Source organism: Nitrincola schmidtii, assembly GCF_008973715.1.
In the GTDB taxonomy this organism is placed as follows: Bacteria; Pseudomonadota; Gammaproteobacteria; order Pseudomonadales; family Balneatricaceae; genus Nitrincola; species Nitrincola schmidtii.
Window position 1 is genome coordinate 15,551 of the sequence record NZ_WBOL01000002.1, and the last position, 16,502, is coordinate 32,052.

Annotated in this window: 13 protein-coding genes; 9 read left to right on the forward strand and 4 right to left on the reverse strand. The window is 46.9% G+C overall.

The annotated features are described in order from the left end of the window. Positions 1-10: 10 nt before the first annotated feature. The 5 genes from relA (at position 11) to F7R24_RS01885 (ending at position 6,742) form a co-directional block, all read left to right on the forward strand. On the forward strand, positions 11-2,290 hold the full coding sequence (gene relA / locus F7R24_RS01865) for a GTP diphosphokinase (RefSeq protein ID WP_151669546.1): 2,280 nt from the start codon (positions 11-13) through the stop codon (positions 2,288-2,290). After that, entirely contained in the window at positions 2,277-3,092 is an 816-nt protein-coding gene (gene mazG, locus F7R24_RS01870; protein WP_151669547.1) for a nucleoside triphosphate pyrophosphohydrolase, read from the forward strand. Before relA ends, mazG begins: the two co-directional genes overlap by 14 nt. After that, the gene (gene ppc / locus F7R24_RS01875; protein ID WP_151669548.1) at positions 3,089-5,704 is read left to right on the forward strand and encodes a phosphoenolpyruvate carboxylase; all 2,616 of its coding nucleotides are present in this window, start codon (positions 3,089-3,091) and stop codon (positions 5,702-5,704) included. Before mazG ends, ppc begins: the two co-directional genes overlap by 4 nt. A gap of 124 nt (positions 5,705-5,828) precedes the next feature. Then, complete coding sequence (gene adk / locus F7R24_RS01880) at positions 5,829-6,485, forward strand: adenylate kinase (RefSeq protein WP_151669549.1); 657 nt, start codon at positions 5,829-5,831, stop codon at positions 6,483-6,485. A gap of 68 nt (positions 6,486-6,553) precedes the next feature. Further along, positions 6,554-6,742 (forward strand): oxidoreductase-like domain-containing protein, encoded by a 189-nt coding sequence (locus F7R24_RS01885; RefSeq protein WP_206057456.1) that lies wholly within the window; start codon positions 6,554-6,556, stop codon positions 6,740-6,742. 49 nt (positions 6,743-6,791) lie between these two features. Here F7R24_RS01885 and F7R24_RS01890 read toward each other — a convergent pair whose 3' ends face one another. After that, complete coding sequence (locus F7R24_RS01890; protein ID WP_151669550.1) at positions 6,792-7,409, reverse strand: TetR/AcrR family transcriptional regulator; 618 nt, start codon at positions 7,407-7,409, stop codon at positions 6,792-6,794. 152 nt (positions 7,410-7,561) lie between these two features. Here F7R24_RS01890 and F7R24_RS01895 point away from each other — a divergent pair, with 152 nt between their 5' ends. Together F7R24_RS01895 and F7R24_RS01900 are read left to right on the forward strand one after the other, a co-directional pair. Further along, the gene (locus F7R24_RS01895; protein WP_151669551.1) at positions 7,562-9,598 is read left to right on the forward strand and encodes an NADH:flavin oxidoreductase; all 2,037 of its coding nucleotides are present in this window, start codon (positions 7,562-7,564) and stop codon (positions 9,596-9,598) included. A 449-nt stretch (positions 9,599-10,047) separates the two neighbouring features. Next, complete coding sequence (locus tag F7R24_RS01900) at positions 10,048-11,676, forward strand: methyl-accepting chemotaxis protein (RefSeq protein ID WP_168926755.1); 1,629 nt, start codon at positions 10,048-10,050, stop codon at positions 11,674-11,676. Between the two features lie 55 nt (positions 11,677-11,731). Here the strand turns inward: F7R24_RS01900 and F7R24_RS01905 are convergent, their stop codons facing one another. Then, the gene (locus tag F7R24_RS01905) at positions 11,732-12,328 is read right to left on the reverse strand and encodes a pyridoxamine 5'-phosphate oxidase family protein (RefSeq protein WP_168926756.1); all 597 of its coding nucleotides are present in this window, start codon (positions 12,326-12,328) and stop codon (positions 11,732-11,734) included. Between the two features lie 92 nt (positions 12,329-12,420). Between F7R24_RS01905 and pdxR the strand changes: the two genes are divergently transcribed. Continuing rightward, positions 12,421-13,881 carry a MocR-like pyridoxine biosynthesis transcription factor PdxR gene (pdxR, locus tag F7R24_RS01910; protein ID WP_168926757.1) on the forward strand — a complete coding sequence of 487 codons (1,461 nt, stop codon included), beginning with the start codon at positions 12,421-12,423 and terminating at the stop codon, positions 13,879-13,881. On the opposite strand, the gene F7R24_RS01915 is transcribed toward pdxR, so the two are convergent. Beyond that, on the reverse strand, positions 13,837-14,313 hold the full coding sequence (locus tag F7R24_RS01915) for a YbhB/YbcL family Raf kinase inhibitor-like protein (RefSeq protein ID WP_151669555.1): 477 nt from the start codon (positions 14,311-14,313) through the stop codon (positions 13,837-13,839). The genes pdxR and F7R24_RS01915 overlap by 45 nt on opposite strands. A 147-nt stretch (positions 14,314-14,460) precedes the next feature. On the opposite strand from F7R24_RS01915, the gene rlmB reads away from it, so the two are divergent. Next, entirely contained in the window at positions 14,461-15,201 is a 741-nt protein-coding gene (gene rlmB / locus F7R24_RS01920) for a 23S rRNA (guanosine(2251)-2'-O)-methyltransferase RlmB (protein ID WP_151669556.1), read from the forward strand. Between the two features lie 115 nt (positions 15,202-15,316). Here the strand turns inward: rlmB and F7R24_RS01925 are convergent, their stop codons facing one another. Next, positions 15,317-16,501: an acetate/propionate family kinase gene (locus tag F7R24_RS01925; protein ID WP_151669557.1), complete on the reverse strand. Its 1,185-nt coding sequence runs from the start codon at positions 16,499-16,501 to the stop codon at positions 15,317-15,319. Position 16,502 lies beyond the last annotated feature (1 nt).

Here is a 16,502-nt window from a genome sequence, read left to right on the forward strand (position 1 = left end):
TACCTTCGCAATGGTTAAGGTACGTGATGAACATCCCATCCGTGAGGATGGATCAGTCGATCTTGAGCTTTGGCTTGATCGTCTTCAGATGCAAACGGACTCCAGTGTTGATATTGAGAGCATTCGCAAGGCCTGTGAAGTAGCCCGCGAAGCTCAAGAGAAAGCGGCTAATGCTGATGGCGATGACTGGGCCAGTGCACATAAAAACAGCTATTTGATCGGTTTGGAGATGGCACAGATTCTGGCTGAGTTGCAGCAGGATCAAGAGTCGTTAGTAGCCGCTATACTTTATCGAGCCGTGCGTGAAGGCAAGCTCTCACTCGCCAAAATTAGACGTGAATTTGGTCCTGTTATCGAATCGCTGATTCATGGCGTTTTACAAATGGCTGCCATCGGTAGCCGTAAAAACCCACGACATGACTCAACCGTTTTGGGTGATTCAGAAGGTCAGGTTGATAACCTGCGTAAAATGCTGGTGGCGATGATTGATGATGTGCGCGTTGCACTGATCAAAATTGCTGAACGTACCTGCGCTATTCGCCGTGTAAAAGATGAAAGCCGTAAAAAGCGCTACCTTGTGGCCAGAGAAGTGTTTGATATCTATGCACCTCTTGCGCATCGCTTAGGTATCGGTCACATCAAATGGGAGCTTGAAGATCTCTCCTTCCGTTATCTCAAGCCCAATGATTACAAAAACATTGCCAGACTGCTTGATGAAAAGCGTATGGATCGCCAGTTGTTTATCAATGAAGTGGTAGAACAGCTTCGTGAGCGTTTGCAAGACGCTTCCATCGCGGGTGATGTGCATGGGCGAGCCAAACATATCTACAGTATCTGGCGTAAAATGCAGCGTAAAAACATCGAATTTAATCAAGTATTTGATGTGCGCGCTGTGCGTATTCTTGTGCCTGAAATGCGTGATTGCTACACCGTATTGGGTATCGTTCACGGCTTGTGGCGCAATATTCCGAATGAATTTGATGATTATATTGCCTCACCAAAATCCAATGGTTATCGCTCATTACACACCGCAGTCTTTGGTCCTGAAGGTAAAGTATTAGAGATTCAGATTCGCACCTTCGATATGCATGAAGAAGCGGAGCTAGGCGTCTGTGCCCATCATCTTTATAAAGGTACCGATGTTCGTGCGCGCCGAGATGGTTATGAAGAAAAAATCTCTTGGTTGCGTCAGGTACTGGAATGGCATGATGATCTGGGAGAAAGCGAAGGTTTAAGGGAAATTCTGCGCGGAGATGTGACGCAGGATCGCGTTTATGTCTTTACCCCTGAAGGGCATGTTATTGATATGCCGACAGGATCAACACCCGTTGATTTCGCCTATAGGGTTCATACTGAGGTTGGTCATCGTTGTCGCGGTGCTAAGGTCAATGGACGAATCGTACCGTTGAATCATGCACTGAAAACCGGCGATCAGATCGAAATCATGACCAGCAGTGAGCAGCGCCCCAGACGCGACTGGCTGAATACCAACTTGGGCTTTGTCACTACTTCTCGTGCCAGAGCAAAAGTGGCACATTGGTTTAAGCTTCAAGCGCGTGACCAAAACGCCGAAGCCGGTCGTGAGATGCTAGAGCGGGAGCTTAAGCGTTTAGCGATTGATGTACACCAATTGAACATGAAAGTGATTGTTCAGGCGCTCAGCTTCAAAACGGCAGATGACATGTTTGCTGCCATCGGTGCAGGGGATATACGTTTATCACAGATTCTCAATGAAGCGCAGAAGCAAACAGAGCCCGAACATGAAGAGCAGATGGACTTGCAATTACAGCCCATCCACCATCGCCATGCTCAGCAGGTTCATGGTGTTGGCGAAGGCGTACGTATACAAGGCGTCGGTAACTTACTGACCGTGATTGCCAACTGCTGTAAGCCAGTACCCGGTGACCCTATTGTCGGTTTTATTACGCAAGGTCGAGGCGTTTCTATTCACCATGAAAACTGCAGCAACTTACAAACCCTGCGTGAAACGGAACCACGCCGAATCGTCACCGTCGATTGGGACGAAGAGGGTGAAAATACTTATCCCGTTGATATTATGATTGAAGCGTATGATCGATCAGGTCTGCTTCGCGACATGATGATGATCATGGCGAATGAAAAGCTCAATATTTTGTCTGCCAATACGCGCACCGACAAAAACAGTAACATCGCCCGTATGTCGCTTACCGTAGAAATTTCGCGCTTGGATATTCTCGGACGAATTATGGACAAGTTAAACCAGTTACCCAATGTCATAGATGTACATCGAGAGCGTGATGGCAAACACTGAACACTACACCCTAGATGATCTTATCTACTTGATGTCACGTTTACGTGGCCCTGATGGATGTCCTTGGGATCAACAGCAAAGCTTTGCCAGTATTGTTCCTCATACACTGGAAGAGGTGTATGAAGTGATCGATACCCTAGAGCGACAGGATTGGGATCATCTGCAAGATGAGCTGGGTGACTTGCTGTTTCAAGTGGTGTTTTACGCCCGTTTAGCTGAAGAAGATGATCTATTTAATTTCCATCAAATTATTGATCAACTGGTTAGCAAGCTGATACGTCGTCATCCGCATGTGTTTCCCAATGGGCAGTTGCGTGAGAGCGTAGCAGTGGCCTCTGAGGTTGCTCAGGTGAATCAACAATGGGAGGCGATTAAGCAGCAAGAGCGCGGTGAACGAGAACGTCATTCAGCGATGGATGAAATTCCGATGGCGCTGCCAGCGCTGAATCGAGCGGCAAAGTTGCAAAAGCGTGCCGCTAATCTGGGCTTTGATTGGCCGGAAATATCCGGTGTATTGGATAAGATTGAAGAAGAGATCGCCGAATTGAGAGAAGCCATCGCTTCTGGCGAACGGCATGCTATTCTGGATGAAGCGGGTGATCTATTATTTGCCCAAGTTAATCTTTGTCGCCATCTTAAGGTAGACCCCGAGCAAGCCCTGAGAAGTACCAATCGTAAATTTGAGCGTCGATTTCGACAGGTAGAAGTACAGGTGTTGGCCGGTCGCGGACGCTTCGACGAGTATAGTTTAGAAGAACTGGATCAATTTTGGGAACTGGCCAAAAAAGGAGAGGTGCAATGACGATCAATCTGCATGAAGCCCTACGCGATGATGTTCGTATGCTGGGTGATAGCCTTGGGCGAACCATTGCTACCGATCTCGGTGATGACTTCTTAGCGCGCGTTGAACACATCAGGCAATTGGCTAAAGAGGGTCGAGCAGCGGTAAAGCCCGATCATGACGAATTGTTATCTGCGATAGAATCGCTGGAAAAAGACGATGTGTTACCGCTGGCAAGAGCATTTACGCAATTTCTAAACCTGGCCAATATCGCTGAAGAGCATCATCGTGTTCGCCGCCAATTAGATGCCAATGAACAGGATGAACCCGATGAGTTTTCCGGCCTGCTGGAGCAGCTGCATCTTCATTCCGGTCAAAGTGCCGAGCAAATCAGCCAGGCTCTTTCAGAATTACGCATAGACCTGGTGTTAACCGCACATCCCACCGAGGTTAATCGCCGTACCCTGATCCAAAAATATGATGCCATTACAGACTGTCTAAAAAGGCTGGATCGCCAAGAGCCGGTTAGTGAACGATTAGATCAGTTGATTGCGCAAATATGGCACACCGATGAAATTCGCAAGCAGCGCCCAACACCCGTGGATGAAGCTAAATGGGGTTTTGCGGTTATCGAAAACTCCTTATGGAAAGCGATCCCAGCATTCTATAAGCGTTTGGATCAAACACTTTCAAGCACCTTGGATGTCAATTTACCTTTGCACTGTTCACCCGTTCGCTTCTCCTCTTGGATGGGCGGAGATCGTGATGGTAACCCCAATGTAACCGCCAAAGTCACGGCAGAAGTATTACAGTTGGCTCGTTGGATGGCGGCAGATCTGTTTGCTCGTGATGTCGATGAACTGCGTAAAGAATTATCTATGTTCCGCGCCAATGCAGAGTTACGTTCATTGGTCGGAGATCAAACCTCAGAACCTTATCGTGTCTTCTTGGGTGGGCTTCGCGGCCGGCTAGAGGCGACTCGAAGTGGCATCGCAGCCAAGCTAAAAGGGCAAAAGGTGGATGAAGAAGGCTGGATCTTTGATGATCAGGAACTTCTTGAACCTCTTATGCTGTGTCATCGCTCTTTATGTGAGAGTGGTATGGAGAATATTGCCTCTGGACTCCTAGAGGATGTGATTCGCCGAGCCGCGTGTTTTGGTTTGGCACTGGTTAAGATTGATATTCGACAGAATGCTGATCGGCACATTCAAGTGTTTGACGAGTTGTGTCAGTTTTACCATTTAGGGGACTACTCCAGCTGGTCAGAAGCCAACAAACAAGCCTTCTTGCTGAAAGAATTACAATCGAAACGTCCGTTGATTCCACGTGATTGGCAGCCTTCCGCTGACGTTCAAGAAGTGTTGGATACCTGCCAAGTCGTTGCGAATACCTCACCTGATTCATTAGGGTCTTATGTCATATCGATGGCGAGTAAGCCTTCCGATGTGCTGTCCGTGATTCTACTGCTGAAAGAAAGTGGCATTCGCTGGAATATGCGCGTTGCTCCCTTGTTTGAGACCCTGGCAGATTTAGATGGTGGACCCGATTGTATCGCTGCCCTGCTGAGTATCGACTGGTACAAAGATTACACTCAGGGAAAGCAAGAGGTGATGATCGGTTATTCTGATTCCTCTAAAGATGCGGGTCAGCTTGCAGCCGCTTGGGGACAATATCGTGCTCAACAGGCGCTGACGCATGTTTGCCAGCAACATGGCATTCATTTAACACTCTTTCACGGTCGTGGCGGTACGGTAGGTCGTGGCGGTGGCCCAAGCCATACGGCTATTTTGTCGCAACCTCCGGGCTCTGTGGCTGGCGCACTTCGTGTAACAGAACAGGGTGAAATGATTCGCTTTAAATTTGGTGTACCCGAGATAGCGGTACGCAATCTAGAGCTGTATACCGGTGCCGTGTTGCAAGCGACGCTGTGCCCGGGTGCACCGGCTGATCCGCAGTGGTGTGAATATATGGATCAGTTAGCAGAAACAGGGTTCAAGAGCTATCGCTCCATTGTCCGTGAAGATCCCCAGTTTGTACCTTATTTTCGTTCTACGACCCCAGAACAGGAGTTGGCCAAGTTGCCACTGGGTTCAAGACCTGCAAAGCGTCGAGTGGACGGTGGCGTCGAAAGCTTACGTGCAATTCCTTGGATTTTTGCTTGGACTCAAATACGTTTGTTATTACCTGCGTGGTTGGGTTCGGACAGTGCCTTGGGTGATGCGATCGAAAAAGGTGAGCTATCTAAGTTGCAAGAGTTGTACAAAGACTGGTCTTTCTTTCGAACCAATATCGACATGTTGGAAATGGTGTTAGCCAAAACCGATTTCAGTATTTCGGCTTACTATGAAAAGCGTTTAACCTCAGATGAACTAGGCGTTTTAGGAGCTAGCCTGCGTGATCGCTTGCAGCGGACAGTGGACTGGGTGAAACAGATTAAACAGGTCGATCGTCTATTAGAAGACAATCCGATCATTCGTCAATCCATAGAAGTGCGCAATCCTTACTTAGATCCGTTGCATTTTTTGCAGGTAGAGCTGTTGTATCGTGATAGAAATCAACCGGATCAGCGACTAGAGCAAGCCTTAATGGTCACTATGGCGGGTATTTCCGCAGGTATGCGTAATACCGGTTAGTGCTAATGTCGAATTGTGAGATCCGGTATCTAAGCGTTACTCTCGGGGATTATTTTCGTGTGCTGTAGCCTGGATGAAGGCTGACGTAACAAATTATTAGAAATTAAATAGGAGTAAACCCTCAATGCGAATTATTTTGCTAGGCGCACCTGGTGCCGGTAAAGGGACACAAGCACAGTACATTACTGAAAAGTTTGGTATTCCACAGATCTCCACAGGGGATATGTTACGTGCAGCGGTTAAAGCAGGTACGCCGTTGGGTGTTCAGGCTAAAAAAGTGATGGATGAGGGTGGCCTAGTGTCTGATGAGATCATCATCGGCTTGGTGAAAGAGCGCATCGCAGAAGCGGATTGCACTAATGGTTTCCTGTTTGATGGTTTTCCAAGAACCATTCCTCAGGCAGATGCTTTGAAAGAAGCGGGTGTGAAGATCGATGCAGTGGTTGAGATCGACGTTGATGATGAAGAGATCATTAAGCGTATGAGCGGCCGTCGTGTTCACCCGGGTTCTGGTCGTACTTACCATGTGATCTTCAATCCACCTAAAACCGAAGGCGTGGATGACGTTACGGGTGAAGAATTGGTTCAACGTGCCGATGACCAAGAAGATACGGTTCGTCTACGTTTGAACGTTTATCATGATCAAACCAAACCGCTAATCAACTACTACCAAGGCTGGGCTCAGCAAGATGCTGCTAACGCTCCAACCTATGTTTATGTTGCAGGCGTCGGTAGCGTTGAAGATATTCGCGATAAGGTATTTGCTAGCCTTCAAGGCTAATATCACCTGAGCTAATCTAGGCCCTGCATGTCAGGGCCTTATTTTTGAATATCCGAATGAAGATGTTTATGAGTAATGTAGAAAACCCTAATGCAGAATTGCTAGAGGAACCTATTCCTCCCGCACCCAGTGAGTGTTGTGGTGGCGGCTCTTGTTGTCCTTGTGTATGGGATTTTTACTATGAGCAAAAGCGTTTGTGGCAGGAACAGCAGAAGGCCTTACAAGAATCCATAGCCACTAAGCAGAAAGATCGCTGAACTAAACTTAAACATCATAACTGGCTTTTAAAACCATAACCTTTAAAGCTTAGCAGCCTGTATAGCCGTGGCGGTGGTAAAACCGTTTAAGCTCGCTTTCGGATGCGCTGACGCCAGTAAACACTCTGACATAATCATTGATCCTTGCCATCCGTACCTCAAGAGGTTCCTGGGTTCGCATAGACACATAGCCAATTTGGGTTAAATAGATCGTGCGTGCACGGATATCCGCTTCGTGTTGAGGGAAATTGAAGCGCTCAAACATGTCACCAATTGCCTGTAAGCGTCGAAGATCAGCTTGTTCAATCTCTTCTCTGACACCATCCGATTGTAATGCCCAGTTTCGCATTGCAAACTCAAACGCATCGTCAAATAAAGCTTCATCAAGCCAGCAATCGAAAAGATTGAGTACCGCCTCGGTGATGTTCTCAGCATAAGCTTGGGTTTGTTGAATCAAATTACCGGTATTTTTATCTCGCCAGCGCTGAATTAGTGCTTCTAGTAACGCTTCTCTGTCTTTAAAGAACCAGTAAAAACTGGTGCGTGACAGGTTGAGCTGCTTAGCTAAGGGCTGAATACGGACAGCCTCCACCCCACGCGTAATCAGCGTGTCATAAGCAATATCAATCCAAACATCTGGCGATCCGCGCCATCCGGTTTCAGGCATATTCATGTCGCGAAGAATACGGTTTTTAGTCGCTTAAAGCAATTTAATGTTCATCAATGTACTTATAATTGACACATGTGTACATTTTAACTAATCTGCCAATATCACTAAAAAACACCTCTACAATAATCATCAAATGGGAAGGTGCTCATATGTCTAAAGATCCATTGCTACAACCCTATCAGCTTAAGCATCTGACGCTAAAAAACCGGATTATGACCACTTCCCATGAACCGGCTTATCCTGAAGACGGCATGCCGAAAGCTAAATATCGCGCTTATCATGCTGAACGCGCAAAAGCGGGTATTGCCTTAACCATGACCGCAGGATCGGCAACGGTTTCTAAAGACAGCCCACCTGTTTTTAATAATATTCTTGCCTACAAAGATGAAGTGGTTCCGTACATGCGTGATTTGGCCGATGCATGTCACGAGCATGGCACCGCGGTGATGATTCAGTTAACCCATTTAGGTCGTCGAACGCATTGGGCAAAAGGTGATTGGTTGAGTGTGGTGTCACCGTCTCATCATCGTGAAGCCAGTCATCGCGCCTTCCCAAAGAAGATGGAAGATTGGGATATTGAACGTATCATTAAAGACTATGCTGATGCAGCAGAACGAATGCATGCTGCTGGATTGGATGGTATTGAGCTGCAAGCCTATGGACATTTGATGGATCAGTTTTGGTCACCGCTGACCAATACCTTAGATGGTCCTTATGGGGGTTCGCTGGATAATCGCTTGTTATTCACCTTTGATGTGCTGAAAGAGATACGTAAGCGCGTCGGTGATCACTTTATTGTTGGTGTCCGTTATACCGCAGACGAAGAGTTGCATGGGGGAATTTCGGTCGAGGAAGGTCTGCTGATTTCGCAGAAGTTACAAGCCAGTGGTATGGTCGATTTCCTCAACGTGATACGAGGTCATATCGATACTGATGCGGGGTTAACCGATGTGATTCCCGTGCAGGGCATGCGTAATGCGCCTCATCTGGACTTCGCAGGTGAAGTGCGCAAGTTAACCGGTATGCCTACGTTCCATGCCGCCAAGATTCCTGATATCGCCACGGCGCGTTATGCTATCGATTCGGGCAAGTTAGATATGGTGGGCTTAACACGCGCTCATATGGCTGATCCGCATATTGTACGTAAGTTGATGGCGGGTCAAGAAGACCGTATTCGCCCCTGTGTCGGCGCTAATTTCTGTTTAGATCGAATTTATCAAGGGGGTGAAGCTTACTGCATTCATAACCCTGCCACGGGGCGTGAATTGACCATGCCTCATGATATTCCTAAAGCCACAACACAGAAAAAAGTGTTGGTGATCGGTGCTGGTCCTGCCGGTCTGGAAGCGGCTCGCGTTGCAGCCGAACGAGGCCATACAGTGACCGTCATGGAAGCCGCGGATAAAGCCGGCGGTCAAGTCAGGTTAACGGCACAAAGTGAACGTCGTCGAGAGATGATCAGTATTATCGACTGGCGTTTGGCTGAGTGTGAACGAATGGGTGTGGATTTTCGTTTCAATACCTGGGCAGAAGCTTATGATGTCTTGAGTGAACGTGCTGATGTGGTCATAGTTGCCACCGGTGGTATGCCGCATACCGAGGTGTTACGTGAAGGTAATGATTATGTGGTTTCTACCTGGGATATTATTGCCGGAGACGTAAAACCTGGGCGAAATGTACTCATATATGACGACGCAGGTGACCATGCCGCCTTACAAGCTGCCGAAGTGATTGCAGCCAGTGGAGCCAAGGTCGAAGTGATGACGCCTGATCGCACTTTCGCACCGGAGGTCATGGCGATGAATCTTGTGCCCTATATGCGTAGTTTACAAAAACTAGATGTGACCTTTACCGTGACCTACCGTCTGGCATCCGTTGAAAAGCAACAGGATGGTTTGCTGGCTAAGTTAAGCAGTGATTATGGCGGTGTGCTCAATACTCGTCATGTCGATCAGGTGGTGGTAAATCATGGAACTCTGCCACTGGATGAACTCTATTTTGAGTTGAAGCCTCGCTCTACCAATTTAGGGGCGGTGAACTACGATCAGTTGATTGCAGGGCAGGTGCAAACTGAACTTCGCAACCCTGATGGGCAATTTGTCCTCTATCGTATCGGCGATGCTGTGTCAGCACGAAATACTCATGCGGCAATTTACGACGCGCTACGCTTAGTAAAAGATATTTGACCTGTCTAGACTGGTTGCAAAGTAACTGCCAAAAAAATAAGAAGCCCGGCACTGCCGGGCATGTTCTTCATTTAAAACTGACTGCTTAATTTAGCCTCAATATCAATAGTGATTTGCTAATCCATTAAGCTTTTTTCAGTTTCTGCTTCAGTTTTTTTACTTTCTTTTCTTGCTTAGCTACTTTTGCTTTGGTTGCTTTAATCGCTTTTTTTAGCTTCTTTTTTACGTTAGCCATGGGGACTCCTGTCACATAATTATTTTGTTATTAATAAATACAACATCTTAAGCATAGACCCTAAGTGGTGATAGGTCAAAAACAGAGGTGACTGTTTATTTTGATTAAATCGTTTAAGAGGTTTTGAATAAGATCATGAAGTTTTGCCTACTAAAAATTTGCTTGTAGCATTATATTGTTAAGGTGTTATTTCATTCCTTATTGAGGCATGCGTATGAACTGGATCAATAAAAGCCTTTTCAATAAATTACTGTCGATTATTGTCGGTGGTTGCCTGCTGATTATCATTGCTGGCGTTTTCTATTTTATTCAGGTCAGTCAAGGTATACAGCGATATAACCAACTCATCAGTCAAGAAGTGGTCATGGAACGTGCCATTAATCAGATGCAGAGTGAATTTAAAACGCAGGTGCAAGAGTGGAAGAATGTACTGATACGAGGTGAAAGACCCGATCAACTCGAACGATTTTGGAATAGCTTCCAACAGCAAGAGCAGCGTGTTCAAAGCATAGCGAATGATTTGTTGACGATTATGCCCGATGGTGAAGAACGTCAGACCGTTATGCAATTTGTTGAGGCCCACAAAACAATGGGTGTCGCCTATCGAAGTGGTTTTCAAGCCTTTGTTAACAGCGGTTTTGATCATCGCATTGGTGATCAAGCGGTAGCTGGTATTGATCGAGAACCCTCTCGACTACTGAATTTAGCTGCTGCGGATTTAGCTGAAAAAGCAATGCAAGAAGCCAATAAAATACCGCAAGAAGTGCAATTTGCATCCATATTATCAGCAGTGCTTCTGCTCGCTGCGATCATCCTGTTTGGTGTCGTGGCGATGCTGGTTGTGAACTTAGGGATTGTTAAACCTAGTCGTAAATTGATCAGTGCGATTCAAGACTTGAGTGAAGGTCGCCTGAATACACAGATTGCCATCTCGCGTGCGGATGAACTGGGTGTCTTAGCTGAATCAGCAAGGCAGCTTCAAGAGTTTTTATTGCAAGTTGCCAATGAGATGCGAGTCAACACTCAAGAGTTAACCGCCTCAACTGCAGAAATGTCGAGTATCTCTAGCAACATTATTGAGCATGCGGCGAGTACCAATGACAATGCTGCGTTGGTCGCCACGGCAATGGAAGAAATGGCAGCTGCGGCCAGTGAAGTATCCAATCATGCCCAAGATGCTGCTAATTTAGCCAATGAAGCGAATCAAGTCACTGTAGAAGGCTTAGCTTCAATGCAAAAGGCACATGTAGCACTGGATCGACTTGCCAGCCAAATTAGTTCATCAATGACCATTGTCGGCCAACTTGAATCGGATGCAGGTAATATAGGCGATGTGATTGGTGTGATTAGAAGCATTTCAGAGCAAACTAACTTACTGGCGTTAAATGCTGCTATTGAAGCCGCTCGTGCAGGAGATCAAGGCCGTGGTTTTGCGGTGGTTGCGGATGAAGTGAGAACACTCGCGCAGCGCACTCAAGTGTCGACGGAAGAGATACAAAAAATTATTGAAACAGTTCAGCGAGGCGCTAGTCAAACAGCTAATGTGATGCAAGCATCTCATGCCATATCCAAAGAAAGTGTAGAGATTTTTGAGGTAAGCTCCAGCCAACTTAAAAATGTCAGTGAGTTGATCACACAAATTAACAACTTTAATGCACAGGTTGCGACAGCTGCTGAAGAACAAACCAGTGTCGCCAGTGATATTGCACATAAAATCGGAAAAGTGTCTCAACAAACCCATGAAACTGCTGAGACCGCTCAAAACCTCAGTAGTATCGCTGAAGTCTTGAATCAAATGGGACAAAGAAACCAAATCCTGACATCACGCTTTTCGGGTAGTTAATTATTTAAAGGCTACCTTGTATGAGCAGGGTAGCCTTGATCTTTGATAAGGTCTGTCATTCGTAAACAATATCGCCGAGCTGTAATGTGATGGGTTGCACCCCAGCCCAAACCGGTAATTCCATATCCTCAGGATCATCTACTGGCCCTCCCGTACGAACTTTCGCCGAGATATTCTCCAGCTTGAAGGCTAACACACTGGTGGCTTTAAGCTCGGTATCATTGGCGGGTCGTGCTTCTTTAGAGCGACCCCGATGAAATTTTTCCATCAAAGCGTCCAATGATGCACGTTTTTCCACTTCATCCGTTACTTCATAGGCTTTACCGTAGAGGATCACACTGCGATAGTTGACCGAGTGATGAAAAGCCGATCGCGCAAAGACAATGCCATCGAGTAACGTGACTGCAATACTGGCTTCCGCGCCATTGAGTAATTGCTGAAACAAGCCATTCTTTGAGGAGCCATGAATATAGAGCACTTCGTCCACACGCCAATGAAGTGTTGGCTGTATTAAGGAACCTTGCTCACTTTGACAAGCGACATGGCACACCATCGCTTCGTCTAAGATTGCATGGATGACTTCTGGGTCGTAGCTAGCTCGCTTGGGGCTTCTAATTACTTTGTTACGCTGGGTAATCGGATAGTGTGTCATGATGAATGCTCTTGTTTAATGACTGACTTGCAGTGTAGGCTTTAAAAGTGGATTCTATAAGATCCAATTGTTCTCTTAATCATAGGCCCACTTTGCGTTCTTTAGTCGATCTGATCCGATCACCCCTATTATCAGGACAAACACGAAATCTCCCGCGTTACCGAGAGCTGGTACACAGATTTCAACAGGCGATTTTGTCAGGTCAATTGAATGCCGGTGAACAGCTTCCCTCCACACGCGAGCTGGCAGAGGAGTTAGGTGTTTCTCGTAACACCATCAAAAATGCCTATGAACTGCTTCATGCCGAGGGATACATAGATACCCGCAAGGGGTCGGGTAGCTATGTCGCGAATTTGCCAGAGCATCTTCTACAAAAAACTGATCGATTACCCCTAGCGAAAAACACGCTGAACGTTACGCATCTCTCTAGAAGAGCTGACAAGGTTTCAGCTAACTCAGGATTAAAACTTCAACCCGCGATGGCGGCGCTTGATCAGTTTCCCATGCAAGCATGGAAGCGTTGCGTTAATGTCGCTCAGGCATCGCGCGGTTTGTTGCAGAGCGCGCCTTTAGCTGGGGATGAGTTGTTACGTGAAGCGATTGTTAAACACCTATTGATTCGACGTGGTGTTCAGGCAGATTCTTCACAGGTGGTGATTACCTCGGGTTCGCAAGAAGCACTTTATTTAGTCAGTCGATTGCTACTCAAGGCTGGCGATGAGGTGTTGGTTGAAGCACCTGGCTATCAAGGGACCTATGACGTCGTTGCGCAAACGGGTGCTTGTATCCAATCGATCAGTTGGCAGGCCCTTCAGCAGCAGCCAGAAAACACATCCAATGCCCGATTATTGTGCTTAACGCCCTCGCGTAATTTTCCGTTAGGGCATACCTTGAGTTTGTCATCAAGACTGACGCTCTTGGCTTGGGCAGAGCAGCATCAAAGCTGGATATTAGAAGATGATTTTGACTGCGAATTTGCCACTGGACCAGTGGTAAGTGCTTTGCTGGGGCTAAGTCAAAACCAATATGCTCGTCAGCGGGTTATTTACACGGGCACTTTCAGTCGTACGGTTTTCCCAGCCTTAAGGCTAGGTTATGTGGTGCTTCCTAAGGAACTGGTAGAGCCTTTTTTAATTTTGCGTAATCGTGTTGATGGTGGCTTAAGTCGCCTACCACAACATACCTTGGCACACTTTATGTTCAGTGGTGAATATAGTCGACATTTGAAAAAAATGCGTCAGCTATATCAGCGAAGACGCGCTGCGATGGAAAAGGCTTTAGCGGCGAGTGATTTAGCTGACTGGCGAATTATCGATGCGGGGGGAGGCATGTATTTAGTGCTGGCCATGCCAGAAACCAGTGATGATGTAGGGCTCTGTCAGAGTTTAGCTCAACAGGGTTTTGGCGTGCGGCCTTTGTCGGTATACGACCCATTAACTCGCCAGCCAGGTTTAGTGCTGGGTTTTAGCGCTGAACCTGAAGTAAAACTGGCGAGTTTAGTGATGGAATTAGCCGCGCTGATAGGTGCCTATCAAACGGTTCATACCCAGTAGGTGAGGTTCTGTTTGTTCCAATAGTTCTGCCATGCTCAAGCCTTCAGGCAGATCCAGTTGTTTATCGAAAGCCAGTATCCAGAAGTAATAGTGATGGACTCCATGACCTTCAGGAGGCATAGGGCCACCATAGCCTAAGTTACCAAAGTCATTTATCCCTGGCGTGCCGACATTCGTACCTTCGTCTAGTTGATTTAGGTCTGCGGGTAAGTTGTAAAGAACCCAATGAACAAAACCATAACTGGCATTCTTCACTAAAGGAGCGTCCGGATCATGGCAAATTATCGCGAAAGACTGAGTACCTTCAGGAATATTGCTCCAGGCTAATGCAGGAGATATATCAGCGCCTTCTCCGGTATGTTGAGTGGCAATGGCTCCACCTTTGGTAAAGGCTGTGCTGGTCAATTGTAAGCTAGATAGCGCAAAACCCATCGTAAACTCCTTGATTGAATATGTTGTTTTTAGCACTTCAGTATTACCTTAGGCGTGGTGTATTTCAAGCCGATCCAAGGTTTCGGCTGCAATCTAGGGATAGTTTTCTGCTACACTAGTTTTTTTAATTCGGTAGAGTTTCGTTTCATGTCTTCAGAACGTGTCTTTGGGCTGCACGCAGTCAATTCAGTATTAAAACAGGATCCAACGCGCATTAAAGTGATTTTTGTGCAAGAAGGGCGTACTGATGAACGCTTCAATAGTCTGCTGGAGTTGGCCGCTGCTTCGGGTATTACCGTGCAGAGAAGTGCTCGTAAACGAATGGATATGATGGTTGAAGGGGTTCACCAGGGTGTCATCGCTGAGTGCAAAGCGATTCAAGCGGCTGATGAGTCTGATCTACAAAAAATACTGGCTGATTTGCCTGATAACGCATTGTTTTTAATCTTGGATGGCGTAACAGACCCTCACAATTTAGGCGCTTGTTTACGAACAGCTGAAGCCGCGGGTGTGCTAGCGGTCATCGCACCGAAAGATAAATCGGCTCCGTTGAACTCAACCGTAAGTAAAGTCGCGTGTGGTGCGGCTGAAATCGTCCCTTACATTCAGGTGACCAACTTGGCTAGAACGATGCAACAACTGCAACAAGCGGGCGTCTGGATCACTGGCACCGCGGGAGAAGCTGAGCAGACACTCTATCAAGCCAATTTAAAAGGGCATGCTGCACTTGTGATGGGTGCAGAAGGGAAAGGCATGCGCCGGTTAACTCGAGAGCATTGCGATCAACTGGTCAAGATTCCGATGTTGGGCAGTATCACCAGTTTGAATGTTTCGGTCGCTACTGGCGTATGCTTGTTCGAGATGGTTCGTCAGCGCGGTATTGAGTAGACCGAGAACCTAAATAAACAGCCAGACCCTTGTCAGGTTAAAATCCTGAAAAGGGCCTGGCTGTTTTGTTTAATCCGTCAATCTATAGAGTCAATCGATTGATGTGTAAAGCGACTTAGTGAATTTTTGCGAGCGTGTGCATCGCAATCATCATCTCTTCATCGGTTGGAATGACACGTAACGCGATCGATGAAGTGTCACTATTGATCATCATCGCGTTTTTGCTATTGGCTTCTGCATCGAGTTCGGCACCGAGCCATGCACAGCGCTCAACCACACGTGAACGCACATCAGCATCATTTTCGCCTACACCACCGGTAAAGACGATCTGTTCGATGCCGCCCATCGCAGCCGCTAAGCGACCTGCTTCTTCTGCAATACGCAAACAGAAAAGGTCGATCGCTTCTTCTGCATGAGGATGTTTGGCTTTATGCAGTTCTAGCATCTCTGAACTGATACCGCCTGAAACGCCATACCAGCCACTTTCTTTGTAAAGTATGGCTTCAATCTCATCGATATTCATCGAATATTCGCGCATCAAGTAAAGCAATACACCGGGATCGATATTACCGCAGCGGCTACCCATCGGTAGACCTTCTACGGCGGTGAAGCCCATGCTGGAGGCAACCGATTTCTCATTAGCGATACCGCACATGCTGGCGCCAGCACCTAAATGACAGACCACGGTTTTCAATTGGCTGGCATCGGATTGACGTAATTGATGCACGATAAATTCGTACGACAAACCATGAAAACCGTACTTCATCACGCCTTCATCACTAAGACGGCGGGGGATAGCATAGAGGCGTTCAAGTCTGGATTGACTGGTATGAAACATGGTATCGAAACAGCCTACCGCAGGCAGTTCAGGTAACAGGTTGCGGATCGCTTCAATCAGTTTTAAGTTGTACGGCTGATGCAGTGGAGCCAGTGGGATAAACTGCAGTAATTGGCTGCTAATTTCTTCAGTGATAGTCACTGGCGCACTGAACTCATTGCCCCCATGAACGATGCGATGACCGGTGGCAATCAGTTGATGACCAACAAAGGTGGCGTTCAACCAGGTCAATACTTCATTAAGTGCTGCCTGATGGCGTTGTTCACGACCGACTGCATTCATATCAATCGTTTTAGATTCTAATGAAGTACCAGAAGCATTCGCTGCACTAAAACGTACGCCATCGCCTAACAGATTGCCCAGTTTGATGACGCACAGGTTTTCTAAACCCTCTGCGGTAACCTGATAAAGGCCACATTTCAGACTGGAAGACCCACCATTCACGGTTAGCAAGGTTTTCATA